Genomic DNA, 26,081 nt, shown 5'->3' on the forward strand with positions numbered 1-26,081 from the left:
CGATGCAAAATTCACGGGTCAGCGCGCCCGCACGCCGAACTGGGTCGTAAAGGAAACCAGCAGCCGCGGGTCGGGCCTTTGGGTCAGAAATCCTGCGCGGTTGAGCGGCACGGCCAACGTCATGTCGACACGGCCCAGATTGCCATAGGCGGCGCGGATGCCGCCGCCGGCGGAATAGAGTTTCTGCGGATCGAGGCCGTTGAACGCCTTGTCCTCGTTCCACACCCACGCCGCGTCGAAAAAGACGAAGGGCTGGAAGACGAAGCTCTTGGTGTTCGCGGGAACGAAAGAGCCGTAGCGTGCCTCCAGCGCTACGGCGGCTCCGCTGTCGCCGATCACCGTCCCGGCATCGAAACCGCGCCCGACGGTGAAATTGCCGCCCGAAAATTCCTCATAGGCGAGGAGCGGGTCGCTTGCCCATTGCGCGCGCGGCGCCATCGACAGGGTGAAGTCCGGAACCGGCCGCCACTCGGCCTGCGCATTGGCGCGGATCAGGAAGGCATCGGGCTTGCCCTCGATACGAGTCAACGGGACGGCGCCGGGCTTGAAACAGGCTGCGCCGGTGGGGCCGCAATCCTTGCTGGCACCGAGGAAATTGACGCCCTGCCGCGCCTCGATCGAGGAGGCGAGCGACCAGCGGGGTTCGGCGGGGTTGTACCCGCTGCGCCCCGCGATCGAGGCAGGGTCGATCCAGCTCGCATCGGCGCGCACGTTGAAGACGCGCAGACGGTCGCGGTTGAGCGGAAGGCTGCCCAGCGCGATGTCCTGGTCGATGATGTCGAGCCCGCCGCCGAGGGTAAAGCGCCGCGCCTGCGTCAGCGTGACCGGGTAGGTCGCGAACAGGCTGATGATCTGGGTGTCTGACTTGAGCGGCAGTCCCGCAATGTCGGGGCGTGTCCAGGCATAGGTATAGCCGGCGCCCAGCCGCAAGCCGTTGCCGCCGACGCGAAATTCATGCGCGGCCTGCACGACCTGCTGTTCGTCGAGGTCGGCGGTCGAATAGATGCTGAGCGTCGTGAGGTCGCCCATGCCGGTCAGTCCGGCGAAACGCGCGCGTGCGACCCCGCCCCACCGACCGACGTCGCGCGTTCCGAAATTCTGGACATTGGCATCGAACATGACGGGCGTGCGCGCGACGGTGACTTCGCCGACGACTTCGCCGGGCGCATCGCCGGGGCGCAGCGTCAGCCGCGCGTCCATTCCCGGAATATCGCGCGCCAGCAACAGATAGCGTTCGGCCGCGTTGATGTTGAACACCGGCTGGTCGTCGAGCCGCGACAGATAGCGTTGGAGCAGTCCCTCGTTGCTGCCCGCGTCGCCGCGGACCTCGATCCGGGTCATCCGGGCGGCAAGGATGTCGAGGCGGACGATGCCGTCGCCGATCGTTTGCGGGGGAACGCGGACGGCGGCCAGATAGCCTTTCGAGCGCAAAATCGTCGCGGCGCGGTCGCGAATGTCGCAGACGGCCGAAATCGGTACTTCCTGCCCGACGCGGTCGGACCAGCTTGGGTCGAGCAGCGCCGGATCGATGCCCTCGACCGACGAAAACCGGACGCCGCGCAGGGTGATGCGGACATTGGCGAATTCGGGGTTGGCGAGCGGGCAGGGCGCACGCTCGATGCTGTCGTCGGCGGTGACGATCCGTTCGCTTGGGGGCGCGGCGGGCGCAAGCGTCGGTTGCTGGATTTGCTCGCGTGTCGGGATCTGCGGTGTCAGCTGCGCCTGTGCGGCGAACGGCAGCGCGGCTGCGAACAGCCCGGCCGATCCTAGTGTGATCTTGCCCAAATCCCCCATGCCCGTCATCACCACCCCTTGCGTAGGAAAGCACGCGCCGCCACCGCAGCGTGCCGTTTCAACCAGCCCCGCCACAGGAGCGGCAGGACGAATTTTCGACCCAGGGAATGGAGGTGCCGCTTGTACGGCAGCTCTTCATCCCATTGTTATCAGATGGGTTGGGCGGGTTCAATGCCCGCCCAACCCGTCAACCCCCAGCCGCTTCGCTGTCCGACATCGTATCGACCAGGCGGTTGAGCTGCGGCGTGCAGCCCTTGGCCATCAGCATGTCGACCGATCCCTCCACCGTGTCGGGTGCGTTTTCGAGTGCGGCAAAGCGCACCGTCACCGGCGCCGTCAAACCGGCGCCCGACAGGCGATAGTCGACGCCATATTGGACCGGCATCACGTCGGTGGGCCATTTGCGGAAATTGGCGCCTTCGATGAACGCAACTGTCGCGCTTTTATCGGCGCGTTCGATCTTGAGCAGTTCGTCGCTGTCCATATGCGGACGCCACAACATCAGCGAGGCCGGATCGGTGACGCAGAAGGTTCCGGCGTCGCGATAATCGAGCAGCCACAGGTTGGGCGCGCGGACATCTGCGGCAGCCTGTTCGCCGGGACCGCGCGAGAATCCGCCGCGCGACCGCATTGTGGGGCCTTTGGCGAGCATGCGGCTGACGGTTGTGCCCATCGACTGGCTCGATGCGATCGATCCCGTTGCGCCAAAGGTGCCGGGCCCCGACAGGGTGCGGGTTTTACCCGCCTGCATCAGCACGACCTTGTCGCCTGCGACCAAGGTCAGCTTGTCGGTCGGCTTCAACTTGGCGCCGGTTGGATATTTGCTGGCCGAAGGGCCGGTCGACCGGATGACCATCGATTGGGCGGCGGCGGTGCCAACGACCGCGACCGCCATGACGGCGGCTATGGCGGTCAGGCTCAGGCGACGCGTCCGGATATCAGGAAAGGACATAGCTTTCTCCCATTTTGGTCTGGTTGAGGCGTTCTATCAGGAACATGATGGCTGCATCCTGACTAAATTCGCTGGTTAACGCTGTGGCGCAGGTCACACAGGCTTTTTTATCGCCCGCCATGTGCGCCGCGACAAGCGCTGCGATGCGTTCGCGCTGTTCGGAGGACAGGTCGGGGCGCGGGGTGAGTGCGTCGACCGGCTGCGCGCGGCCGCGCAGCGTGACGCGGCCCATCGGCACCAAATCGTCGCGTCCCGAACGTGCCGCGGCTTCGGCCGAAATCAGCACCCCGGTCTTCAGGCTCTTGTTCGCCGCCTCAAGCCGCGAGGCGGTGTTCATCGCATCGCCGAGCGCGGTATACTGGATGCGGCCCTCGCCACCGAAATTGCCGACGATCGCATCGCCGACATGCAACCCGACGCGGGTCATGCCCAAGGGCGGAACGCCCTCGGCTAGATCGACACGGAACTTCTCGCCCGCTTCATACATTGCCAGCGCGGCCGATGATGAACGCTCGCCATCGTCGGGGCGGCTGAGCGGCGCGCCCCAGAAGGCGACCACGGCATCGCCGACGAATTTGTCGATCGTGCCGCCATGATCGAGCACGATGTCGGACAATCGGTCGAGATATTCGTTCAGCAGGCGCGCGACGGTTTCCGGCGTTGTCGCGTGGCTGAGCTTGGTAAAGCCCTCAAGGTCGGTGAAGATGCAGAAAATATTGCGCCGTTCGCCGTGCAGCGACAGTTGGTCGGGGTCGCGCATGATCTGCGCCGCGACGTCGGCGGGCAGATATTTGCCGAGCGCCGATTGCGCGAAGGCGCGCTGGCGCGACCCGATGGTGCGCGCCGCGGTGCCGACCGCAGCATAGCCGAACAGCCAGCCGAGCGCCCAGCCGAAAGCGGGCAGGGTCGTCGTGTCGACCCCGCGCCCGTGCAGCCAGAAAGGAAAAGCGGCGAAAAAGGCCATCTGACCCAGAAAGGCGATCGCGACCCAGCGCGCGCGCACGTCGATCAGGCTGGTGAGCCCGCCTGCGAGCACGACCAGCACCGCGAGTGCCCACAGCGTGAGGCCGGGCAGCGGTTTCGGCCAGGCGTTGTCGAGTTGCTGCGCCAGCATATGGGCGTGGACTTCGAGCCCGATCATCGTTTCATGCAGCCCGGTCAGCGCATCGGGAAAGCGGCTGAGCGGCGTGTTGAACTGGTCGTTGTCGATGATGTCGCCGCCGATCAGGACATAGCGGCCTTTCACCAGCTCCGAAAAACCGGCGCGCATGTCGGCGTCCATCGGCATCGCGAAAGTGTCGATCGGGATATTGGCGAAGACCGGCTCTTCCTGCCCCTTGGTGGCACGGGCCGGAACAAGGAAGCGGATATTGCCCTGGTAATTGGCGTGCGCCGGATCGACCGGCGCCAGCGCATTGGCCATGAGCGGCGGCAGGCCCTTCGGCCGGTCGGGCCAGGTCCGGATTACGCTATCGCCATCGGTGCGGAACAAGACGCTCGTCGGCTTCGTCTTGTTGGTCGTGACGTCGGCGAGGTAGGATTGCAGATATTTCTGCTGTTCATAGAAGATGGTGTTGGGATTGCTTTCCTGTTCGGCATAGGCGAGCCAGGTCGGCGTCGTCATCGCGCGCAATTGCGCCTTTAGCAGCGCATCGTCGGGGCGCGGCGAATCAAAGGCGATATCGATGCCGATCGCTTTCGCGCCCATCTGGTCGAGATTGCCGAGCGCGCGGGCGAGCAGGGTGCGGTCGAGCGGCGACCGGATGCCCGTCTTGAACAGGGTTTCGTCATTATAGGTGACCATGACGATGCGCTTGTCCTGCCCGACATGCGGCGCCATCACCGTCGCCCGGGCATCGTAAAGCGCGCGTTCGGCATCGCCGATCAGGGGAAGATCCCAGCTCGACCGCGCGATCAGCATCGCGACGATCAGAAACACAAGCGTTGCGGCCATGCGCGACGGGCCGAGCTGCCTGGCCAGCCGGCGGATACGTTTGCCCAGCGGCACGGCGGCGGGTTGGCCCTCGGGCTGCGCGATGCTGGGCGCGGGTTCGATCGTCTGGATGGTGGTCATGGGTCAGCGGGCCGCGCGGCCGGCTGTCTCTCCAGGCGACGGAGCCTTTGCGGTGACGCTGTTGTTGCCGAGCAGCGCCTGGCCGCCGTCGCCGATGATTGCAAAACCCGCCCAATAATAGGGATGCGAGGTTTGCGCGTCGTCCATCAGCGTCACCTGCGTCGCCCATAGTGCGTCGGCGACGCTTTCGCCCGGCTTTGCCGCGAACAGGCCGCCGATCAGCCGCTTGGTGGCGTTGAAATCATCGGGCGCCGGCCAATGGCTGGCGATCACCGACCGTCCGCCTGCACCGATGAAGCTGCGGACCAGCCCGTCGAGGGCATTGCCACCGCCGCTGGCGACGCCCGCTTCGCGGGTCGCCGCAACAGACGCGGCGCCGGCGGTGTCGCAGGCCGAGAGGATGACGAGATCTGCATCGATCTTGAGGTCGAAGATTTCCTGGAAGGTCAAAAGTCCGTCCGAATCCTTGTCGCCGAACGAGGTGATCAAGGCCGGGCGTGCCGGGCACGACGGGCGCGGTGCGGTGACCAGACCATGTGTGGCGAAATGGATGATGCGATAATCATCAAGGTCGGTGCGGTTTTTGACCGCCGTGTCGGTGAAGGCCCCACCGGTCAGCAATGTTGCGGCATCGCGGCCCATCGTGCTCGATGCGGTGACGAGTTCGTCGGCGGAGATCGGCCGGCTCCATTGTGCGAGGTCCCATTGGCAGGTGCCATCGACGCCGCCAGTCGCCGCGCCGCGAATGCCGAGCGAAGGGAGCGGTCCGGTGACCGGCAGATTTTGGCCCAGGCCCAGATACTGCTGTTTGCCGCGCGATGGCGCCGCCTGCCGCGCATTGCGGAAACCGAGGGCGGACACTGCGGTGCTCGGCCGGGAGGTCCGCCCGAGCCACGCGATCTGGCGCATGTCGAACGGATCGGCGTCGGGGTCGAGAACCCGCTTTGCATAGTCGGCGAGGCCGGTATCGGCGGTGACGAGCAGGTTGATCGGCAGCCGCAGCATTGCGCCATCGGGCTCGAAGATCAGATGCGGAACCGCCGGCAATTGCGCGGCGGCGGGGCCGAACAACTGGCCGTAAAGCTTGTAGGCACCCGCCGCGTCGAAGGGGTAGGTGACCCGGCGGCCATTCTCGACCATCGAAATGGTCGACCGGATGCTGTCGACCGAGGTCTCGAGCCCGGCGGCGCTGATGTCCGACTTCCAAAGCTGTGCCTTGTCGGGCGCGATCAGCATCGCATAGACGGCGTCGCCGACAACGAGCATTTTCAGATAGGCTTCATCGGCATGCAAAGCCGCCTGGAGCTCGGCAAGGTCGAGCTTGCCCGATGCGACAACGCGATATTGCGGAAAGGCCGAGAGCGCGACGACGGTTTCGGCTTGTTGAAAGGACAGATTGTCGAGCTGGGTCTTCACATTGGCGCGCAGCGCGTTGATTTCGGGCGACGCGGGCAGTTGCGCCAGCCGTGAATCCTCGATCCGCGCGCGCTCGATGTCGCGATTGAGGGTTGTCGCCTGACGGAACAGCCGCGCGCCTTCGCCGCTGCCGCTCGACAATTCGCGCGCGAGGATTGCCTGTGTGTCGGCAACGCCGGGGCGAACCTGCAACTGGCTGGCGACGAAGAAATCGCTGACCGCGCCCGGATCGCTGGCGGCACGGTCCGCGAGCAGGCGGTAATAGGGGCCCATCATATTGGCCATGCCGGTCGTCGAACGCTGCGATTGCGCCAGCGCGGTGACGACTTCGCGGTAAATGCCCAGCGCCTTGTCGTCCTGCCCGTGCCGGGTCAGGAAGGCGGCATAGCGCGCGCGGGCAGAGGCGAGGGCATTGGTTTCGGGATATTCGACCGCCAGCGCATTGACCGATTCGCGAAAACGCGCGTCGGCGGCACCATTGTCGCCCAGCGCCTCTTCGGTGAGCGCGAGTTCGCCCAGCATTTGCGAGCGCAGGCGGATGATCGACGTCACGCGGCCTTCGCGAACGGCGATGGCGTCGGACAATCCCTTGAGTTGCGCCGCCTTGGCGGCGCGCGGGTTCCCGCGCAGCCGTTCGACGGTGCCGAGCAAGTGGCCCGCCTGTGCGTCGATGATCTGCGCGCGTTCGGCGGGGGACAGGCGCTCGCGGCCCGATCCCTGACGAACCATGCCGCTGTCGTTGGCGCTGTTGACCGCAGAGGCAATGTCGGGGGACAGGGTGACCGCGCTGCCTTCGACCGAAACTCCGCCGCTCATCGCCCGGATCGGCGCCTGAAGCAGGGCTGCGGCGCCGTCATAGTCGCGCTGGTTCAGCGCGTCGATCGCGCGAAAATTGCGGCGCAGGCGCAGCTGGACGGGGTCGTTCGTCGGCGAAGCCTCAACTTCGGCGAACAGCCGCGCGGCCTCGGCGAACTCGCCAAGGTTCGATTTCTGCAACGCGCGGTTGAGCGTAAATTCGCTGGGGTCGAGATCGGCGGCGGCCTGTTCGTCGAGGGTGCGGCGCGATAGCGCTTCGAAAAATTCGGCCGCCTCGGCATAGTCGCCGCTGTGGTTGCGGCGATATCCCTCGGCCAGCGCCTTGTCGACGTCGATCGCGCCGGCGAGGGTCCGGGCAAAGCCGTCATTGCCGCCGATCGATGTCGTCGCGACCTTGATCACGCCCGGGACGACCTTGCGTTGGCGCACTGATTCAAGCGCGAGGTTCAACGCGTCGTCATAGGCGGCGAAGCCTTCGACCGTATAGGCGATGTCGCCGTCGGTTTCGATCCGCGTCTTCCAAGCGATCGGGCTATTCCTGACGGTGCAGGCGTCTTCGGCGGTGCAGTTGATGCTGCCGGCGCGGGCCTGCTCGATCCGCGTGCGCGCCTCGGCGGGGCTGGCGCGCAGCATGCGGACATAGCCGATCGGCTGGCTCGCATCGCGGCACAGGATCATCCAGGCGCGGTCGAACATGCCCTTGACCACGCTGTCGCGCACGGTCGCCTGTACCTCGCAGAGCGATCCGCCCTGGTCGCCGATCGAAAAACTGTCCTGAAGCGTGGGGTCGCTGCCCTGTGCCAGCGCAATCTGGGGTGCTGTCAGGCACAACGCCGCCAGAATCGGCAATTGATACGGACGTCGAGCGGTCATTACGCAAATCCCCCAAACACACGCGCAGAGGCACCGTGCCATTCCTTTGGCAAGGCGCAGTCTTCATTGCTGCGATGCGACCCATTCCCTGCGAAAGACACTAAACCCTTCGGAATAAAAAGGGAAGTGATCTGCCTCACAGGCGGCTTGCGCCGAGGTGGTGCGCGACCTATCTGCACTGGGACATTTTTTAATCCGAATGAGGACATGATGACGCAATTCGACGATCGCGAACGGGCATTCGAAGCGAAATTCGCACGCGACCAGGAGGTGCAGTTCCGGATTACCGCACGCCGCAACCGGCTGGTCGGTGAATGGGCGGCCGAACGCATGGGCCTGACGCCCGAGGAAACCGACGCCTATGCCAAGGCGGTGGTGCAGGCCGATTTCGAGGAAGCCGGCGACGAGGATGTGATCCGCAAGCTCGCGGGCGACCTGACCGCGGCGCAGGTCGAGATCAGCGACGCCGAGATCCGCGAAGCGCTGGGTGAAAAGGCGGTCGAGGCACGGCGCCAGTTCATGGACAGCCAGAGCTAAGGGAGCGCACCAATGGGAATGCGCGAATCGGACTTGCGGGCGATGATCGTCGCGGCCTTCCCCGATGCGGAGGTGTCGATAACCGACCTTGCGGGGGACAACGACCATTATGCCGCGCATGTCGTCAGTGCCGCCTTCAGCGGGATGAGCCGCGTCGCCCAGCACAAGGCAGTCTATGCCGCACTGGGTGGGCGCATGGGCGGCGAACTTCATGCCTTGCAATTGACCACGGCCATCCCCTCATAGGGGCCATGACTTAATTTGCGGCGCGCCTTGTTCGCGCCCGACCGGAGATACGACGATGACCGAAGCCACCCCCGACGCCGTTGGCGACCGTATTGCGAAGCTGGTCGCTGACCATCCCGTGCTGCTGTTCATGAAGGGCACGCCGCTTTTCCCGCAGTGCGGCTTTTCGTCGCGAGCGATCGCGATGCTCGACCGCCTTGGCGTCGAATATGAAACCGTCGATGTGCTGCAGGACATGGAAATCCGCCAGGGCATCAAGGAATTTTCCGACTGGCCGACGATCCCCCAGCTTTATGTGAAGGGCGAATTTGTCGGCGGGTCTGACATCATGATGGAAATGTGGGAAGCGGGCGAGCTTCACACTGCGGTCAGCGACCTCCCGCCCCGCGCCGAATAAGCACAGCCGCGCAATCGCGCCGATCGACGCCGTCCCTGCCTGCGCGGGGGCGGCGTTTTTCGTGGTGCGGCGCTGCAAGGGAAGAGCATCCGGGGGGCGGGGCCTTTCGGCCGCTCGCCCCCCGTTTGCATCGGGGGTAAGTGAAGATTTCCCGGGTGGGGGCCGGGGGTGTCAGGGACCAGACCGACACCCCCCGCCGCTCCATTGAGCGGAACACTCGGGAACATTCCATACTATTCAATTGTCGTGCCAAATTGCCGGGCTCACCGGTTTTGGCCTCCCTCTATGGTTAGCATCTTCCTAACGCTCCCCGGCTCTGTAAAGAAATCCGACGCCGCCCCATTCATGTCGCATTCAGGCTATTGACTACATCTGTAGTCGATGTAGATGGAGACGCCAAAGGGAGGGGTTCCGCAATGGCCGAGCGAGCAAGCGATTCAGAGATGCAGGTACTGTCGGCCCTGTGGGAGGATGCGCCGCAGACCGCCGCCGAGCTGACGGGCCGCATCGGCAAGCTCAATGGCTGGACGCAGGCGACGGTCAAGACGTTGCTCGCCCGGCTGGTCCAGAAGGGCGCGGTGAGGGCAGAGGCCGATGGCCGCCGCTTTCTCTATCGTCCGGCGGTCGATCGCGCCGAAGCGGTGGGCGATGAATCGCAGCGCTTCGTCGACCGGCTGTTCGGCGGCCGGGTCAGCCCGCTGATCGCTCATCTCGCGCAGCGCGAGGCGCTGTCCGACACCGATATCGCCGAGATTGAGGCGCTGCTGAGGAAGCTCAAGTCATGAGCATCGCGATGCTGCTTCAGGCGTGGGCCGACACGCTTGTCACCACCGCCGCACTCGTCCTGCTGGTGCTGCTGATCCGCAAGCCCTTTGCCCGCCATTTCGGCCCGCGGCTCGCCTATGCGTTGTGGCTTGTGCCCGCACTGCGGCTGGCGCTTCCGCCACTGCCCTTCGGCGACCCCGTCATCGTTGAAACTGCGGCCGCGCTGCAACCGTCGGATGCGGCCTATCTGATCCCGGTCGATGCGATGGCCGCTGCGCCCGCCGCTGCGCCGCTCTGGACGTCCGCCGACTTGCTGCCGATCCTGTTTGCCGTCTGGGCCGTCGGTCTCGCGACCGTCCTCGTCGCGGCGATGCTGTCGCACCGGCGCTTTTTGCGGACCGTTCTTGGCGAAGCGGTGAAGCTTGAGCCGATCGGTACGATCCGGCTGGTGATGACCGATGCGGTCGATGGCCCGGTCGCTTTTGGCTTGCTGCGCCGCTATGTCGCGGTGCCGCACGATTTCTTCGCGCGCTACGTTGCCGACGAGCGTGCACTGGCGATCGACCATGAACTGGCGCACCACCGCCACGGCGATTTGTGGGCCAATGCGGCAGCGTTGCTGCTGCTCGCCGCGCAATGGTTCAATCCCTTCGCCTGGCGCGCGATCCGCGCCTTTCGTTTCGATCAGGAGGCCGCGTGCGATGCGCGGGTGCTGACGATGGCCGACACCGGCCCGCGCGAAATACGGACGGCGCGCTACGCGACCGCCATCGCCAAATCTGCAGTGGGTTCGCGGCTGTCGCTCGCGGCGCCGATGGCGGTCCACGACAATCTGCAGGAGCGGCTGACAATGCTGATGCGGCAGGATGTTTCGAAACAGCGCGGTCTCGTTGGCCGGCTGCTCGTGGGCAGCGCGACGCTCGCGGTGCTGGCGACGACGGCGACGCTGGTTCCCGCCGGTATTGCGAATGCGAGCGTCGAGTCGGGCGACCTGATCGCGCCGCCGGCACCGCCAGCGCCACCCGTCCCTGTTGCCGCACCGGCGCCTCCCGAAGCGCCCGTTGCCCCGGAGGTGGCCGAAGACACGCATTCTGCGATGCTCTTCACGTCGCACGACGATGGCGAACCCGTCGCGGAGAAAGGTGAAACCCGCCGCGAAGTAACCCGTACTGTGGTGCGGACCGAAGTCGATGATGATGACGACACCGCCTCGGCAGCGCGGCAGGTCGATGTTCGCGTGCCCGGTAACCTGTCGCGCGCCGAGATTCTCGCGACGCTGAAGGAGCAGGGTGTTACCGGCGATCGCGCCAACCGGATCGCCGATCAGCTGGACGCCAGGCATCAGGCGCGCTTTCGCGTTGCAATCCCGCGGATCCCGCCGATCCCTCCCGTTCGGCCGGTTCTGCCATCGGTCTGGGCGGCGTTCGACGACAAGGCGATCGCTGTGGTCAACTGCGGTGCGAAGCAAAAGTCGCGGTCGACCGTCAATATCGAAAATCGCAATGGCAACAAGCGCAGCCGTGTCGCGATCGCCGGCTGTGGCGATGTGGCCGGGATCACCGCGACCCAGATTGTGGCGTTGAAAGAGGCGCGTGACGACTTTGCGAGGAGCGATGCAGCGCGCGCCATATCGGCCGCAGACCGCGCCAGGGCCATCGCCGATATGGAGCGCGCGATCGCTGATCTGGAACGCATCGGCAGCTAAGGGCCGCGCGCCCGACGATCATGCCTTGAAAATATTGTGTCACCGGCCCGAAGTCCCTTTCGAGGTCGGCGACCGGGGTGGGGAAGGGAGCGGCATGTCCGTTCCCTTTTCTCGTTCCAGCCCTTTTCCTTTGGGGCCCGCGATGCCACATGGATGATGTGAGCGAAGAAAAACCCTGGCCCGACACAATCCGCGCCGGCGATTGCGAACAGCATGAGCCGCTGGTGCGCCGTGTCCTCGCGCCCAACCCGTCCCCCTATACTTTCACCGGCACCCAGACCTGGATCGTAGGGGCGGGAACCGATGTCGCGGTGATCGACCCCGGCCCGACCGGATCGGGGATGAGCGTGGGCGACCCGGGCGACGCCAATGGGGAGGGGCATGTCGAGGCGATCCTGCGCGCGACCGAAGGGCAGCGTATTGCTGCGATTCTGTGCACCCACACCCACCGTGACCACAGTCCCGCCGCAGCGCCGCTGAAAGCCGCCACCGGCGCGCCGATCATCGGCTGCGCTCCGCTCGCGCTTCGCGACGATGGCCCGCGCGCCGATTCGGCGTTCGACCCGGATTATGCGCCCGACCGCGTGCTCGCCGACGGCGACCGCATATCGGGCGACGGCTGGACGCTCGAGGCGGTAGCGACCCCGGGGCATACGTCGAACCATCTCTGCTTCGCGCTGATCGAAAGCGGCGCATTGTTCACCGGCGACCATGTCATGGCCTGGTCGACCAGCGTCGTCAGCCCGCCTGATGGCGACATGGCGGCCTATATGGCGAGCCTCGCGAAACTCTATGATCGCGAGGACCGCATCTATTATCCCGCGCACGGCCGTGCGGTGACCAGGCCCCAACAGCTTGTGCGCAGTATGCTGGGTCACCGTCGGCAGCGCGAGCGGCAAATTTTGCGCGAACTGGAAAAGGGCCCCACTGTGATCCCCGTGATGGTGGGGCATATGTACAAAGGCCTGGATCCGCGTCTGACCGGCGCTGCGGGCCGATCGGTGCTCGCGCACCTGCTCGATCTCCGGACACGCGGGATGGTGCGGGCGCGTGATGAAGAATGGGAACTCGCCTGAATGCTCTGGGCGCTTTTGATTGCCGCTGCCCAGCCCGCGGCGGACAAGGCCGTATCTGTCGCCGCCTCCGACTCCGCCATCGTCACTCTGGTGGCGGGCGAGGGTGATGCACAGTGTTTGCCCGACCGCAGCCTTTGTCTTGAACTGCCCGGGAGCGATAACGATGGTCCGTATCAGTTGCTTGTTTCCTCGCCGACGTCAGGCGATGCCGGGAAGATCTCGCTCGCCTTGGCCTATGGTTCGGACGGGCAGGCGCTAAGCCTTTGGCCGAACCTGATCGCCGTCCCGCGCAACGGCGAGGATGACGCGCCTCTGTCGCCCGAATATCTCGTCGGCGTGATCGAAGAAGTGCGGACGATGTATTCCGGCGGCGGGGGCTCGGGCGGGCGGCTTCATCTGTTGCGTCTCGGCACCGCGCCCCATGCGATCGCGCTCGGCGACGAGGTGCTCGATATCGAGTGGGACAGTTCGCTGCTGATCCGTGCCTGTTTCTCGGAAAAGGATATGGAGGATCGCCTCGGCGCCTGCCACGACGATTATGGTTTCAAGGCGACCCTGACGGCCGCTCCCGATGACGGCGGCAAATTGCCGTCGCTCACCTATCGCAGCATCGCGACCGCCTATCCGCAGACGTCGCGGCGTACCGAGGACAATAGCGGTCACAAGCTGAAGAAGAGCGATCTGGCCCAATGGACCGATCCCGAGTGCAGCTATTCGCGGATTCTCCACTATGACCCCGCGACGTCGCGCTATGAAATGGACCGTGCGGCGCCCGATTGTTCGAGCTATACGACGCCATGACCTCAACCTCATCCTCTTCGCGCATCGTCTCGCGCCTGATCCTGCTGGCGGCGGCGCTGGTGATGTTGCTCGCGGCATGGTGGGTCGTCTCGGCATGGCGCGACTGGCAAAAGGGCTATGATCCTGAAACCGTCGTTGCGGCGAGCCTGCAGGGGCTTCAGGAACAGAATATCCTCGTACCCTTCACAGCGCGCTATGTCGCGGTGGTGACCTCGACGCAGAGCCGGATGGGGCTGAGTGCGAAAAAGACACTGATCATGCCGGGGACCGTGCGGTACGAGGTCGACCTCGGCAAGCTCAAGCAATCGGACCTCGACTGGGATGCGGCCACCAATGCGCTGACCGTCACCCTGCCGCCGTTGCGCCTTGCGGGCCCCGAAATCGACATCGACGCGATCAGCGAGTTTCGCGACGGCGCGATCCTGTTGACGCTGACCGACGCCGAACAGACGCTCGATGCCGCCAACCGCAAGGCGGCGCAGGACGAACTGATCAAGCAGGCGAAGGGGGCGACCCCGATGCGCCTCGCGCAGGGTGCCGCGCGCACTGCGGTCGAGCAGAGTTTCGCGATGCCGCTGAAGGCCGCGGGGATCGATGCCAAGGTGACGGCGCGTTTCGCCAACTAAATCGGAGCTATTCGCGCTGTCGTCGTTACGCTAGATATTCCCGCGGGTCCGGCCAATGGGGGAAATGGCATGGCGACGATGTCGGCAGGCGCGCCGCGCGCCGAGCGTTTCTGGCAGCGAATGGCGATCGGCCTCGCCATCTTCATTGTTTTTGGTTTCCTGCAATTTGCGCTGCGTGGTTTCGTCGATCCGGCAAAGGCGCCCTGGTGGGTGCATTTGCATGGCGTCTTGATGCTGGCCTGGCTCGCACTGCTGATTGTTCAGCCAACGCTGGTGTTGCGCGACCATCTGGCACTCCATCGCCGTCTCGGGCGAATAGGCGCCGGGCTCGCGCTCGTCATTGCCGGGCTTGCGATTTTCACCGGCGTCGCCTCGTTGATGCTGCATCGTTTTCCGCCCTTTTTTACGCCGCCCTATTTTCTCGTCCTGTGCGTTGTCGAGGCGGTGGTGTTCATCGCCATGGTCGGTTGGGCAATCAGCCTCCGGCGCACGACCGACTGGCACCGACGGGTGATGATCGGGGCGACGGTGATCATCCTCGAACCTGCGCTTGGGCGGATATTGCCGATGCCGTTCATGATCGGCTGGTCCGACCTGCCCGTTGCCTTCTGCCAACTCGTCGTCGTTGGCATCATCGCGCTCCACGATCGGCGCACGCTTGGGCGGGTACATCCGGCGACAAAAAGCGTCGCTGCCATTGTCGTGGCGGACCGCGCCACCATCTATTTTCTCTCGATGACGCCGCCCGTTATCGCACTGGCCGAAAGGCTCGCTGGCAGTTGACGCCGCGTTGCCCTGTCGGCGGACGCGGTGTAGGGGGACGTCGGGCACAAGCCATATAAGGACAAGCCATGACTGCTCCCATTCGCGAGAATCTTTCGGGCCTCGACCTGCGCGCCGAAATCGACCGGCTGCGCAAGGAACGCAACGCCGTTATCCTGGCGCATTATTACCAAAAACCCGAGATTCAGGATCTCGCCGACTTCGTCGGCGACAGCCTCGAGCTGTCGCGCAAGGCGGCGGATACCGATGCGGATGTCATTGCCTTTTGCGGCGTGAAGTTCATGGCCGAAACGGCAAAGATCTTGTCGCCCGAAAAGATCGTCATTCTGCCCGACATGGACGCCGGTTGCAGCCTTGAAGACAGCTGCCCGCCCGAACAGTTCAAACGCTTCCGCGAAGCGCACCCCGACCATATCGCGCTGACCTACATCAACTGTTCGGCGGCGGTGAAGGCGCTCAGCGACATCATCGTCACCTCGTCGAGCGCCGAGACGATCATCAGCCAGATCCCGCCCGAGCAGAAGATCATCTTCGGCCCCGACCGCCACCTTGGCGGCTATATGAACCGCAAGTTCGGGCGCGATATGCTGCTGTGGCCCGGTGTGTGCATTGTCCACGAGGCGTTCAGCGAAACCGAGCTGTTGAAGCTCAAGGCGCAGCATCCCGGCGCGCCCGTCGCGGCGCACCCCGAGTGCCCGCCGTACATCGTCGACCATGCCGATTATGTCGGGTCGACCAGCGGCATATTGCAATTCGCCAAGACGTTCGAGGGCGACACGCTGATCGTCGCGACCGAACCGCACATCATCCACCAGATGGAGCTGGCGATCCCCGAGAAGAATTTCATCGGCGCGCCCGGGGCCGACGGCAACTGCAACTGCAACATCTGCCCCTATATGGCGCTCAATACGATGGAAAAGCTGTACATCGCGCTGCGTGACCTGTCGCCGCGGATCGAGATGGACGAGGAACTGCGCTTGGGCGCGCGCAAGAGTCTCGACCGGATGCTCGAAATGGCGTCGGGGACGATCGGCAAGGGCGACCTCGGCCAGCGATAGTCGCGTGGCGGTCGGCGGTGCGAAAGCGGGCCGCCGACCGTTGGTGATTGCCTTCTGCGAAAAAGACCATAGGTTCCGACATCTAAGGCGCGAGTCTCGCCTTCTGTGCGAGCGCCGAACGGCGAAATTTTGCGTCCCGTGAAGGAGCATGATCGCATGGCAGAAGATTGGCTGGCGGACGTCAGGAAATATGTCGCGAACGCTGATGAAGCGGTGGTCGACAAGATCGTCAAATATCTCGGGATAGCGCTGCGAAACCGCGATTCCTCGCTCGTTTCCTTCAGCGACAAAAAGGAAACCGACCGGGTTCGCGAAAACTTCCTCAAAAAGAAACTCGGGCTGACCCACGACGATGCGACGCTCGATGCCGCGATCGCCGATGTCGGGACGCAAATGAAGGCGGACCGGACCAAGAACCGCGTCACCGTCTATTATCTTCTCGCGCAGCATTTTGGTCTGCTCAACATATTCGGCGGTGTCGCGGGCGCGGCTGCCGGAGCTGCCGGAGCTGCAGCGGCCTTGGGTTCCTTTGGCGGTTCCGATGGCGACGCGAGGACGGGTGACGACGACGCGGCTTCGGCTGTACCCCTTGCGGCGGCAGGGCTTGGCGGAGCGGCAGCAGCGGGCGCTGCGGCGACATCGGCTGCGGCGGCGGTCACTCCTGCGCCGGCAGTGGCGGCACCCGCACCGACAGCACCAGCGGCCCCGCCGCCGGCTTCGGCTGCTCCGCAGGCCGCCTATTCGAGCGGCGAAGATGAAAAATCCGGCGGCGGCATGGGCTGGCTCCCCTGGCTGCTGCTCGGCTTGCTGTTGCTGGCGCTGATCTTCTTCGGGCTGCGCCATTGCTCGAAGCAGGAGGTAGCGGCGCCGGTTGCAAGCGATGCCGCCGTTGTCGGCGCTCCCGTCGATCCCGCCGCTGCCACTGGAGCGCCCGGTGACGCTACGGCTACGGCAGCGCCGGTTGCCGCAGTCCCCGCGGGCGCGGGCGTCGTTGCCGCCGACCGGCAGGGCAAGCCGACGCTGACGGTCTATTTCGATGTCGGGAAATCGGCGGTGCACAATGATCTGACGGTCGCGGCGACCGCGGTGAAGGCTTATATCGCCGGCAATCCGGCCGCGACGCTGGCGGTTTCGGGGTTCAACGATCCGACCGGCAATGCGGCTGCGAACGCCGAGCTGTCGAAGACCCGGGCGCAGGCGGTCAAGGCGGCGCTCGAGAAGCTTGGGATCGCGGCGGACAAGGTTGTGCTGGCCAAACCCGCCGACACGACGGGCGCGGGGGCGAACAACGCCGAATCACGCCGCGTCGAGGTGGTGGTGGTCGACTGACCATCGCCGGCCGTTACAAGTCAAAGGGGGGAGCGGGGCCTGCGGGCCCCGCTTTTGTTCTGCACGAGGGCCGAGTCGCCCGGCTGAGTCGTCTTGGCAACCTGTGGAAACGAGTCCCGAAATATTGCGCTGCTGTTACAAAAATGCTGCGCAGCACAGGCATGTTGCTAATGCCGGACTTATCCACAAGCGCGAGGGGTCGAAAGCTGTTTTGCGCCGCTTTTCGCTTGGCCGCCGGTTCGCTTCATGTCAGCTTTCAATCATCGGACGACAGAGACGTCGGACCGCTGGGACATCAAGGGTGGTTGCAAGACCAGCCAGAAGAGAACGGTCGGATTGACGAGGAAATCGATCGATAGCCTGATCACGGAACGCAGCGATTCCCACGAGTTGACGCGGACCCGATCGGGTACAGGAAATGCAGTCCATCGCTTGGGCCGCGAATGCTTCGGCAGACGCAAGAAGAGATGATGAAGGGCTTTCCAGGTGCGGCCGGCCCCCGAAAGGGGGCCGACCAAACCGTCGCCGGATTGTTCCGGATCGTGCCGCAACACTTCGTTTTGCGGACCGCTGATCGCAAGAAAAGCGGGCCGGGATGAGGCGGGGTGGCAACGCCCGGAACAGCACCGGATAGTGGGGGTTGGCAGCGATGCCGACCCCCATTTCGTTTGTGCGCCGCGCATGCCTGTTCCGCGGGGGCAGGCATATTTCGGGCCGCGCGACCATTTGGTCCGTCGGTATCGCGGGACCCCGCCGCCATATATTTCCAGCCCTGTGACGAACATCACACCCCGGTCCAACCGGTCCGTCTAGTCGTGCAATCGCGACCCAGACTGGTTCCTTGACCGGGAACCGATCTCACTTCCCCGGCCGCGTCCTTCGGGAGCGGCCGGGAACTTTTCGCTTTCCCTGCGATTATTCCCTTATCGTTGAAACGATGTTCAGGCGCGATCAGGCGCCTGCACATGTCCGGCTACCGGGCGCTCGCCCGACCGGTTCAGAAAGGGAGAGACCATGGGCCTCATTATCACCTTGATCGTCGGCGGCGTCATCGGCTGGCTGGCGAGTATCGTCATGCGGACCGATGCGCAGCAGGGAATTCTCCTGAACGTCGTCGTTGGTATCGTCGGCGCTTTCCTTGGCAATTTCCTCGGCGGCTTCTTCGGGATGGGCGCCAGCCTCGACACCTTCAGCCCGGTCGGCTTGCTGTGGGCGTTCATCGGCGCGGTGGTGCTGCTGGGGATTATCAACCTCGTGCGGCGCGGCAGCGTGCGCTGAGCGGGCGGCGGCGGCGCGGGCTTCGCGCCGCCGCCATTCTGCTAGGTGAATTCAAATATTTGCGTTACCAATGGCATGCCTGTGAACACAGGCGGCACTATCGATCGTAGGGGGTCATTATATGACTTGGATTATCGCAATCGTAATGGGCGGCATCATCGGCTGGCTGGCCAGTATCGTGATGAAAACCGATGCGCAGCAAGGCATTTTCCTGAACATCGTCGTCGGCTGTATCGGGTCGATCCTTGGCCGTTTCCTGTTGCAGGGCGTGCTCGGCGGCGGCCATTTGCGTGGCAATGCCTTTGACCCGATGACCTTGCTCACTGCGTTTATCGGCGCCGTGATCCTGCTCGGCATCGTCAATCTGGTGCGCCGCGGCCGCGTCCGCTAGGCGCCCTGCGCCGATCGCCAGGGCGATCTGAACAAGCCTGGCCATGAAGGGCGGCCGCCACGGGGCGAGCCGCCCTTTTTACATATATGTAAGCACTGGAAATCACGGCGCGACTTCCGTATCAGGTCGCCGGCGCGGGCGGGCGGGGCGGCGATGTTTCGCCTCTTGCAAGCGGTGGCTTAATTGGATAATACACCTTCAACGGGATAATCGGTCCTGTCATGCGGGCTGGGGGGATCGCTGCGTTGCGATTGTCGGGCCGGCTGCCGCGAACGGCAGATGAGGAATTCGGCGTGAACTACGAGCGGAAAGTGGATGTGATGGACAGCTTGGCGGGCTCGGCTCAGGATTATTATGACGAGGCGGACAGCCGTCGCAAGCGCACGCGGTTGATCGTTGCGCTGGTGCTGATCGCGCTCGCGCTGGCGGCAACATGGTATGCCTTCACGTCGATCAAGGGCGGAGCCGCCGACAGCGCGGCGGCAGGCGGCGAAGGCGCGGCCAGCATTCCCAATGTCACGGTCGTCGTTCCCGGTCGCCAGTCGGTCCAGGCGGTGATCTCGGCCAACGGCGCCATCGCGGCGCGGCGCGAGATGCCTGTCGGCGTTGCCGGCGAAGGCGGGCAGGTCGTCAGCGTCCTTGTCGAGCCGGGCCAATGGGTCGGCGCCGGCCAGACGCTGGCCGTCATCGACCGTTCGGTGCAGGCACAGCAGGCGGCCAGCCTCGCGGCGTCGATCCGTGTCGCACAGGCCGACGCCAGCCTCGCACAGGCCGAACTCACACGTGCAGAGGCGCTGGTTTCGCGCGGCTTTATCTCAAAGGCCGACATGGATCGCAAGCGCGCGACCCGCGATGCCGCCAATGCGCGCGTCCGCGTCGCGCAGGCTCAATATGCCGAGGCACAGGCACGCAACAACCGGCTCAACATCGTCGCCCCGGCGGCAGGCCTCGTGCTGACGCGCGCTGTCGAGCCCGGCCAGATTGTCGGTGCGGGCAGCGGTGTGCTGTTCCGCATGGCAAAGGGCGGCGAAATGGAAATGCTCGCGCAGATGGCCGAAGCCGATCTGCCGCGCGTACCGGTCGGTACCCGCGCTACCGTAACGCCGGTCGGCTCCAACCTGCAGATCGCGGGCCAGGTGTGGCAGCAGTCGCCGGTTATCAACCCTGAAACGCGGCAGGGGCTGGTGCGAATTGCGGTTCCCTATAGCCCGGCGATGCGTCCCGGCGGTTTCGCCGACGCACGGCTCGTCTCGGGTTCGGCCGAAGCACCGCTGCTTCCCGAAAGCGCAGTACAGAGCGCGCCTGGGGGAAATTTCGTGCTGATCGTCGACAGTAAGAACACCATTCAGCGCCGGCCGGTCAAGGTCGGCACGATCACCGACGACGGCGTGGCGATCGCTTCGGGGCTGACCGGGACTGAACGGGTTGTGGTGCTTGCCGGCGCCTTCCTCAACGTCGGCGACAAGGTGAAGCCGGTGGTACAGAAATCGTCGCAATAATCGGCCGATATTCGGATCGCACGCGTATAGATCGCACGCGGACAAGGGCGTTTGAATCATGAACTTTCGTAACATCTCCGCCTGGAGCATCCGCAACCCGGTCCCGCCGATCGTGGTGTTCGTCCTGTTGTTGCTGGCGGGCCTCGTCAGCTTCAACCGCATGGACGTGAACGACCAGCCGGATGTCGAATTCCCGGCGGTGCAGGTCGTCGTCGTGCAGCCCGGCGCCGCGCCGACCGAGCTGGAGACGCAGGTCACCCAGCGGGTCGAGGCAGCGGTGCGCGGCGTCAGCGGCGTCGATGAAATGTCGTCCTATGTCAGCGAAGGCAACAGCCGCACTTTCGTCCAGTTCGCGATCGGAACGCCTATCGATCGTGCCTATAACGACGTCAATCAGGCGATCTCGCAGATTCGCAGCGACCTGCCCGAGGGAATTCTGGAACCGCAGGTCGTGCGCGTCGATATTGCGGGTGGACCGATCACTTTTTTTGCCGTCGAAACCGCCGACATGACGCTGGAACAGCTGTCGTGGTTCGTCGACAATACGGTCGCCAAGGAATTGCTGTCGGTTCCCGGCATGGCCAAGGTCAGCCGGTCGGGCGGGGTCAGCCGTGAAATTCGCGTCATCCTCGATCCCGCGCGTATGCAAAGCTATGGCCTGACCGCCAGCCAGGTGAACCAGCAACTGCGCCAGACAAATGTGAATGCGGCGGGCGGGCGAACCGAAATCGCCGGATCCGAACAGGCAGTGCGCGTTCTCGGCAATGCCCAAAATGCCTTCCAACTCGGCGAAACGCGCATATCTGTCGGCAATGGCCGCACCATCCGCCTCGCCGATGTCGCCAAGGTTTCCGACGGCTATGCCGAACAGCGCAACCTCGCGATGATCAAGGGGCGGCAGGTGCTGTCCTTCTCGATCGAAAAGGCGAAGGGCGCGTCGGACGTCACCGTCCATGACGAGGCGATGAAAAAGCTGGAGGAGATCAAGAAGAACAATCCGAAGATCGAATTCAAGGTCCTTTTTACGCGCACTGATTATACCAAGGAACAATATCGCAGTTCGATGCTCGCGATGGTCGAGGGCGCGGTGCTCGCGGTCGTCGTCGTCTTCCTGTTCCTGCGCGACTGGCGTGCAACGCTGATCAGCGCGATGGCGATCCCGCTGTCGGCGATCCCGACCTTCTGGTTCATGGACATGATGGGCTTTTCGCTGAACAGCCTGTCGCTGCTCGCGCTCAGTCTGGTGGCGGGGGTGCTCGTTGACGATGCGATCGTGGAAATCGAGAACATCGTCAGACATATGCGAATGGGCAAGACCGCCTATCAGGCGTCGATCGACGCCGCCGATGAAATCGGCCTCGCCGTCGTCGCGACGACGATGTCGATCGTCGCGGTCTTCCTGCCCGTTGCCTTGATGCCCGGCATCTCGGGCCAATTCTTCATCCAGTTCGGCATGACCGTCGTCTTTGCGGTGCTGATGAGCCTCGCGGTTGCGCGCATGATCACGCCGATGATCGCGGCCTATTTCCTGTCGGCGCAGGGCGAACAGGATCATGCCGGCGGGCCGTGGATCGACCGCTATGAGCGCGTGCTGAGCTGGACGCTCGATAGTTCGAAGCACAAGGCAGTGCGCGCGCGCTATGACGAAGAGCCGACCCGGCTTGCCTATTTCGTGGTGCCGTTTGGGCTGGCGGTCCTTTATGTCCTCTATGCCATCTATGCCTATTTTCAGCCGGTCCCGTCGGGGCAGGATGCCCCCAACACGGCGCTGTATTTCCTTCTGCAGGTTCCTTTCACCGCCATTTTTGCCTTTCTGGCCGCAAGCCTTCTCTCCATCCTGCTTGGTGCGCTGGCGTGGCTGATCGGCATGCGGCAATGGGCGTTTACCGGCTGGGCCACGTTCATGGTCCAGCGCGCGTGGGCGCGATTGTTCGACCATCGCGTATGGATCGTCGGTATCGGCGGTGTCGCGTTCGGCATTAGTCTGATTTTGTTCTGGACGCTGCCGCAGCAATTCCAGCCGACGATGAACAGCGACTATAGCCAAGTGAAATATGAGCTGCCGCCGGGGACGACGCTGGCGCAAAGCGAGGAGATCGTCCGGCAGATCGAGGCGATTCTTGACGCCGATCCGGTGGTGGAAACCGCTTTCTACGACGTCAATGTCGGCAACGGAAATGCCTTTCTGACACTCAAGAAAGAGCGTCCGATGAGCAGCGTTGAATGGGAGCGCAGCCTGCAACCAAAGCTCGCGGCCATTCCCGATGCGCGCGTGTCGTTCCAGAGCCAATCGGGCGGCTTTTCGGGCCGCGACATTACGATGGTCATTGGCGGCGACGACCCGGTCGCGCTCGAAAAGCATGCGACGACGGTCGTCGGCGAAATGAGCAAGCTGAAGGAAGTTCGCGGGGTCCGGATCGAGGGCGATATTCCGCGTCCCGAGATCATCGTCAATCCGCGTATGGACCTCGCCGCCGAACTCGGCGTGACCACTGCGGCGCTCAGTCAGACGATCCGTATCGCGACGCTGGGCGATATCGACCAGAATGCGGCCAAATTCTCGCTGTCCGATCGCCAGATTCCGATCCGCGTTCTCTTGTCCGAAGATTCGCGGCGCAGCCTTGCGACGATCGAAAATCTGCCGGTGCCGACGTCGCGCGGGACCACCGTGCCGCTGAAGTCGGTCGCGGAAATCGGTTTTGGCGCCGGTCCGACGGAACTGCGCCGCTATAACCAGACGCGGCGCATCGTGATCGGCGCCGACCTCGCCCCGGGGCTGGTGACAGGTGAGGCGCAAAAGAAGATCGATGCGCTGCCCGCAGTCAAGAATATGCCGCAGGGGATCCGCAAGGTCATCCAGGGCGACCAGAAGTGGCAGGCCGAACTGGCGGTGAATTTCGCCATTGCGGTGGTATCAGGCCTGTTGCTCGTCTTCTCGACGCTGGTGCTGCTCTATCGCCGCTTCCTGTCGCCGCTGGTCAACATGTCGTCGCTGTTGCTGGCGCCGCTCGGCGGTCTTCTGGGGCTGTGGGTCACCGGCATGGAGGTTTCCATGCCTGTCTATATCGGGCTCCTTATGCTGCTCGGCATCGTCGCCAAAAACTCGATCCTGCTCGTCGATTTCGCGATCGAGGAAATGGACCATGGCGTCGCCAAGCGCGAGGCATTGCTTGATGCGGGACGCAAGCGCGCGCAGCCGATCGTCATGACCACGGTGGCGATGGTTGCGGGCATGGTGCCGACCGCGCTTTCGCTGTCGGGTGACGGCGCGTGGCGCGCGCCGATGGGGGTCGTCGTGATCGGCGGCCTGATCCTGTCGACGCTGCTGACGCTGCTGATCGTTCCGGCGGGCTTCAGTCTGGCCGACAGCATCGAAAAGCGCCTGGGTCGCTTCTTCTCGAGCAATCTGCTCACCTACAAGAAGGGCGACGATACAAAACCGCACGGCGAACCCGCGCCGCAGCCCGCGGAATGAGGACCGGCCGCGACCCTTTGCGGGGTCGCGCGCCGCGCCGGTTGCAACCTTTCCCGCCCTTCGCCATTGGTTGCCCATGACCGATAGCGCATCGTCCGCCGTAGAACTGTCGCACCCGCCGGGGTTCGGCGTCGCCGTTCCAACGGGCGGGCTCAACATCCGCGTCGTCGCGACGGGCCTGCTCGTCGTCATGGCGCTGGTCTTTCTCGGCGCGAGATATTTTCAGAACGTCCACCCCGCGGTGGGTTTCGTCCGCGCCTTTGCCGAGGCGGCGATGGTCGGCGGGCTCGCCGACTGGTTCGCGGTGACCGCGCTGTTTCGCCACCCGATGGGCATTCCGATCCCGCACACCGCGATCGTCCCGCGCAACAAGAACCGCATCGGCGACACGCTCGCGCGCTTCCTGCTCACCAATTTCCTGCTGCCGCGCCTGATCGCGCGCAAAATGCAGACGGTCGACGTCGCCGGCGCGGTCGGCAAGTTCCTGTCCGAACCGGGCGAAGGCGGCGGGCGGTTGCGGCTCGGCGCGTCGCGGATCATCGCCGACGGGCTCGGCGCGCTCGACCAGCAACGACTTGGCGGTATCGTCAAATCGGCGATCGCCGACCGGCTGCGCGAACTCGACGTTGCGCCGCTGCTCGGTCAGGCGTTGCAGGCTGCACTCGCCGAGGGGCGGCATCAGCCCTTGCTCGATGCGATGGTTAAATGGGGTTCGAAGACGCTCGAACTCAACGAAAATCTGATCCACCAGATGGTGCATGACAACAGCAATGCGATCGTGCGCTTCACCGGGCTCGACGAAAGCATCTCGAACCGCATCGTCGCGGGGCTCTCCAGGCTGCTCAGCGAAATGGCGGTCGACGAAACGCATCCCTTGCGCATTCGTGTCGAGGAAGGGCTCGCCAAAATGGCGCTCGACCTTCAGCATGATCCCGAGGTGAAGGCCAAGGTCGCAAAGGTCCGCGACGAACTGCTCGAGAACAAGGCGGTCAAACGCTGGCTCGACGGCCTGTGGGAACAGGGACGCAGCGCTTTGCTCAAGGCCGCGCGCGATCCCGAAACCATGCTTGCCGGGCGGATCGGCGAACTCGTCACCCAGTTCGGGGCGATGCTGGGTGAAGATGCCGCGATCAAGCGCACGCTTAACCGCTATGCGCGCCGCGCGGTCGTCGGGGTCGTCGACAGCTATGGCGAAACCGCGCTCAAGCTGGTGTCGGACACGATCCGTGGCTGGGATGCCAAGACGATCACCGACCGGCTGGAAAACGCCGTTGGCGACGATCTGCAATATATCCGCATCAACGGCACGCTGGTCGGCGGGTTGGTTGGAGTGTTGATCCACACGGTCGACGTGCTGATCTAGCGGCAGGCGGCAAGCCCCTCACGGTAGGTCAGGAAGCGCGGCGTCCAGGCGAGAAGCCGCTTCGCCCGTCCATTCGCGATACGGCGGTTTTCGGCGTAGAAGGCAAGCGCGGCAGGCGACAGGCCGGCCTCCGCGAGCGCTTGTAGCGGCGGCAACGGTGCGTCGAGCATTGCGCATCCCCATTCGATCAACCGGTTCTGGTGGCAGGGTTCATCGTCGGCGAGGTTATAGACCCCGGCCGGGCCCGCGAAGGAAGCGATGACGCCGCTCGCGAGATCGTCGACATGGACGCGGCTGAAGACCTGATCGGGCAGGGCGATGCGATGCGCGCGGCCTTCTTCGATGCGATTGAGCATCGAGCGGCCGGGGCCATAGATGCCCGGCAGGCGAAAGACCGACACATCGCTGCGCAATTGCTGCCACGCCGCATCGGCCGCGTTCCGGTCGGGTCGCCGCCCGGTGACCGGTGCGCTTTCGTCGACCCATGCGCCGCCGGCATCGCCATAGACCCCGGTCGAGGAGAGGTAGCCGACCCATTGGGCATTCGCCAGGGCGATCGCTTCGCCATAGCGGGCGAGTACCGGATCGACGCCGTCGGACGGGGGAACCGACGACAATATATGTGTCGCCGGGCGCAGCGCGGCGAGCACCGCCGCCTCATCGGCAAAGGCGATGCTGTCGCCGCCGCCCGCGCGCGTCGTCCCGGCCACATTCCACCCGCGCGCGGCGAGGCGGTTCGCCAGATGGCCCGCGGCATAGCCGAGCCCGAAAATCAGTATCTGTCCCATGCTTGCCCTTATTGCGTGCCCCGCGGCGCAAGCCTAGAC

At 64.5% G+C, this 26,081-nt stretch carries 21 protein-coding genes; 16 read left to right on the forward strand and 5 right to left on the reverse strand.

The genetic code is table 11. The features are described from left to right. Window positions 1-18: 18 nt before the first annotated feature. The 4 genes from AC1RRJ_RS09475 to AC1RRJ_RS09490 form a co-directional block, all read right to left on the reverse strand. Window positions 19-1,803 carry a ShlB/FhaC/HecB family hemolysin secretion/activation protein gene (locus tag AC1RRJ_RS09475; protein WP_493121948.1) on the reverse strand — a complete coding sequence of 595 codons (1,785 nt, stop codon included), beginning with the start codon at window positions 1,801-1,803 and terminating at the stop codon, window positions 19-21. Between the two features lie 178 nt (window positions 1,804-1,981). Continuing rightward, entirely contained in the window at window positions 1,982-2,746 is a 765-nt protein-coding gene (locus AC1RRJ_RS09480) for a hypothetical protein (protein WP_493121950.1), read from the reverse strand. After that, on the reverse strand, window positions 2,733-4,820 hold the full coding sequence (locus AC1RRJ_RS09485; RefSeq protein ID WP_493121952.1) for a CHASE2 domain-containing protein: 2,088 nt from the start codon (window positions 4,818-4,820) through the stop codon (window positions 2,733-2,735). Before AC1RRJ_RS09485 ends, AC1RRJ_RS09480 begins: the two co-directional genes overlap by 14 nt. 3 nt (window positions 4,821-4,823) lie before the next feature. After that, complete coding sequence (locus AC1RRJ_RS09490) at window positions 4,824-7,925, reverse strand: CHAT domain-containing protein (RefSeq protein ID WP_493121954.1); 3,102 nt, start codon at window positions 7,923-7,925, stop codon at window positions 4,824-4,826. Between the two features lie 210 nt (window positions 7,926-8,135). Here AC1RRJ_RS09490 and AC1RRJ_RS09495 point away from each other — a divergent pair, with 210 nt between their 5' ends. The 16 genes from AC1RRJ_RS09495 to AC1RRJ_RS09570 all read left to right on the forward strand — a co-directional run bounded on the left by AC1RRJ_RS09495 (window position 8,136) and on the right by AC1RRJ_RS09570 (window position 25,254). Then, entirely contained in the window at window positions 8,136-8,462 is a 327-nt protein-coding gene (locus AC1RRJ_RS09495) for a DUF1476 domain-containing protein (RefSeq protein WP_088474184.1), read from the forward strand. A 12-nt stretch (window positions 8,463-8,474) separates the two neighbouring features. Further along, window positions 8,475-8,708, forward strand: coding sequence for a BolA/IbaG family iron-sulfur metabolism protein (locus AC1RRJ_RS09500; RefSeq protein ID WP_493121956.1), 234 nt, complete (start codon window positions 8,475-8,477; stop codon window positions 8,706-8,708). A gap of 55 nt (window positions 8,709-8,763) precedes the next feature. Next, the gene (grxD, locus tag AC1RRJ_RS09505; RefSeq protein WP_493121958.1) at window positions 8,764-9,105 is read left to right on the forward strand and encodes a Grx4 family monothiol glutaredoxin; all 342 of its coding nucleotides are present in this window, start codon (window positions 8,764-8,766) and stop codon (window positions 9,103-9,105) included. Window positions 9,106-9,521: 416 nt separating this feature from the next. Beyond that, window positions 9,522-9,890: a BlaI/MecI/CopY family transcriptional regulator gene (locus AC1RRJ_RS09510; RefSeq protein ID WP_493121960.1), complete on the forward strand. Its 369-nt coding sequence runs from the start codon at window positions 9,522-9,524 to the stop codon at window positions 9,888-9,890. Further along, window positions 9,887-11,575, forward strand: a complete 1,689-nt coding sequence (locus tag AC1RRJ_RS09515) for a M56 family metallopeptidase (protein WP_493121962.1) — start codon at window positions 9,887-9,889, stop codon at window positions 11,573-11,575. Before AC1RRJ_RS09510 ends, AC1RRJ_RS09515 begins: the two co-directional genes overlap by 4 nt. A 149-nt stretch (window positions 11,576-11,724) precedes the next feature. Next, the gene (locus AC1RRJ_RS09520) at window positions 11,725-12,651 is read left to right on the forward strand and encodes an MBL fold metallo-hydrolase (RefSeq protein WP_493121964.1); all 927 of its coding nucleotides are present in this window, start codon (window positions 11,725-11,727) and stop codon (window positions 12,649-12,651) included. Continuing rightward, entirely contained in the window at window positions 12,652-13,452 is an 801-nt protein-coding gene (locus tag AC1RRJ_RS09525) for a hypothetical protein (protein WP_493121966.1), read from the forward strand. Beyond that, window positions 13,449-14,078: a DUF4230 domain-containing protein gene (locus AC1RRJ_RS09530; RefSeq protein WP_493121968.1), complete on the forward strand. Its 630-nt coding sequence runs from the start codon at window positions 13,449-13,451 to the stop codon at window positions 14,076-14,078. The genes AC1RRJ_RS09525 and AC1RRJ_RS09530 overlap by 4 nt, the downstream gene beginning before the upstream one ends. 69 nt (window positions 14,079-14,147) lie before the next feature. Beyond that, window positions 14,148-14,861: an adenylate cyclase gene (locus AC1RRJ_RS09535; protein ID WP_493121969.1), complete on the forward strand. Its 714-nt coding sequence runs from the start codon at window positions 14,148-14,150 to the stop codon at window positions 14,859-14,861. Window positions 14,862-14,929: 68 nt separating this feature from the next. Then, window positions 14,930-15,919: a quinolinate synthase NadA gene (gene nadA, locus AC1RRJ_RS09540; protein WP_493121971.1), complete on the forward strand. Its 990-nt coding sequence runs from the start codon at window positions 14,930-14,932 to the stop codon at window positions 15,917-15,919. Between the two features lie 156 nt (window positions 15,920-16,075). Then, window positions 16,076-17,248 (forward strand): DUF2853 family protein, encoded by a 1,173-nt coding sequence (locus AC1RRJ_RS09545; RefSeq protein WP_493121973.1) that lies wholly within the window; start codon window positions 16,076-16,078, stop codon window positions 17,246-17,248. 1,014 nt (window positions 17,249-18,262) lie between these two features. Next, window positions 18,263-18,526, forward strand: a complete 264-nt coding sequence (locus tag AC1RRJ_RS09550) for a GlsB/YeaQ/YmgE family stress response membrane protein (RefSeq protein ID WP_493121975.1) — start codon at window positions 18,263-18,265, stop codon at window positions 18,524-18,526. Between the two features lie 121 nt (window positions 18,527-18,647). After that, a complete protein-coding gene (locus tag AC1RRJ_RS09555) occupies window positions 18,648-18,917 on the forward strand; it encodes a GlsB/YeaQ/YmgE family stress response membrane protein (RefSeq protein WP_088474148.1) in 270 nt (89 codons plus the stop codon). Between the two features lie 293 nt (window positions 18,918-19,210). Continuing rightward, window positions 19,211-20,416, forward strand: coding sequence for an efflux RND transporter periplasmic adaptor subunit (locus AC1RRJ_RS09560; protein WP_493121977.1), 1,206 nt, complete (start codon window positions 19,211-19,213; stop codon window positions 20,414-20,416). 58 nt (window positions 20,417-20,474) lie between these two features. Further along, window positions 20,475-23,891 carry an efflux RND transporter permease subunit gene (locus AC1RRJ_RS09565; protein WP_493121979.1) on the forward strand — a complete coding sequence of 1,139 codons (3,417 nt, stop codon included), beginning with the start codon at window positions 20,475-20,477 and terminating at the stop codon, window positions 23,889-23,891. A gap of 190 nt (window positions 23,892-24,081) precedes the next feature. Then, entirely contained in the window at window positions 24,082-25,254 is a 1,173-nt protein-coding gene (locus AC1RRJ_RS09570) for a DUF445 domain-containing protein (RefSeq protein ID WP_493123026.1), read from the forward strand. Here the strand turns inward: AC1RRJ_RS09570 and AC1RRJ_RS09575 are convergent. After that, a complete protein-coding gene (locus AC1RRJ_RS09575; protein ID WP_493121981.1) occupies window positions 25,251-26,042 on the reverse strand; it encodes a Rossmann-fold NAD(P)-binding domain-containing protein in 792 nt (263 codons plus the stop codon). The two genes, AC1RRJ_RS09570 and AC1RRJ_RS09575, sit on opposite strands and share 4 nt — an antisense overlap. Window positions 26,043-26,081: the final 39 nt, after the last annotated feature.

This window comes from Sphingopyxis sp. GW821-FHT12C06 (assembly GCF_058807415.1).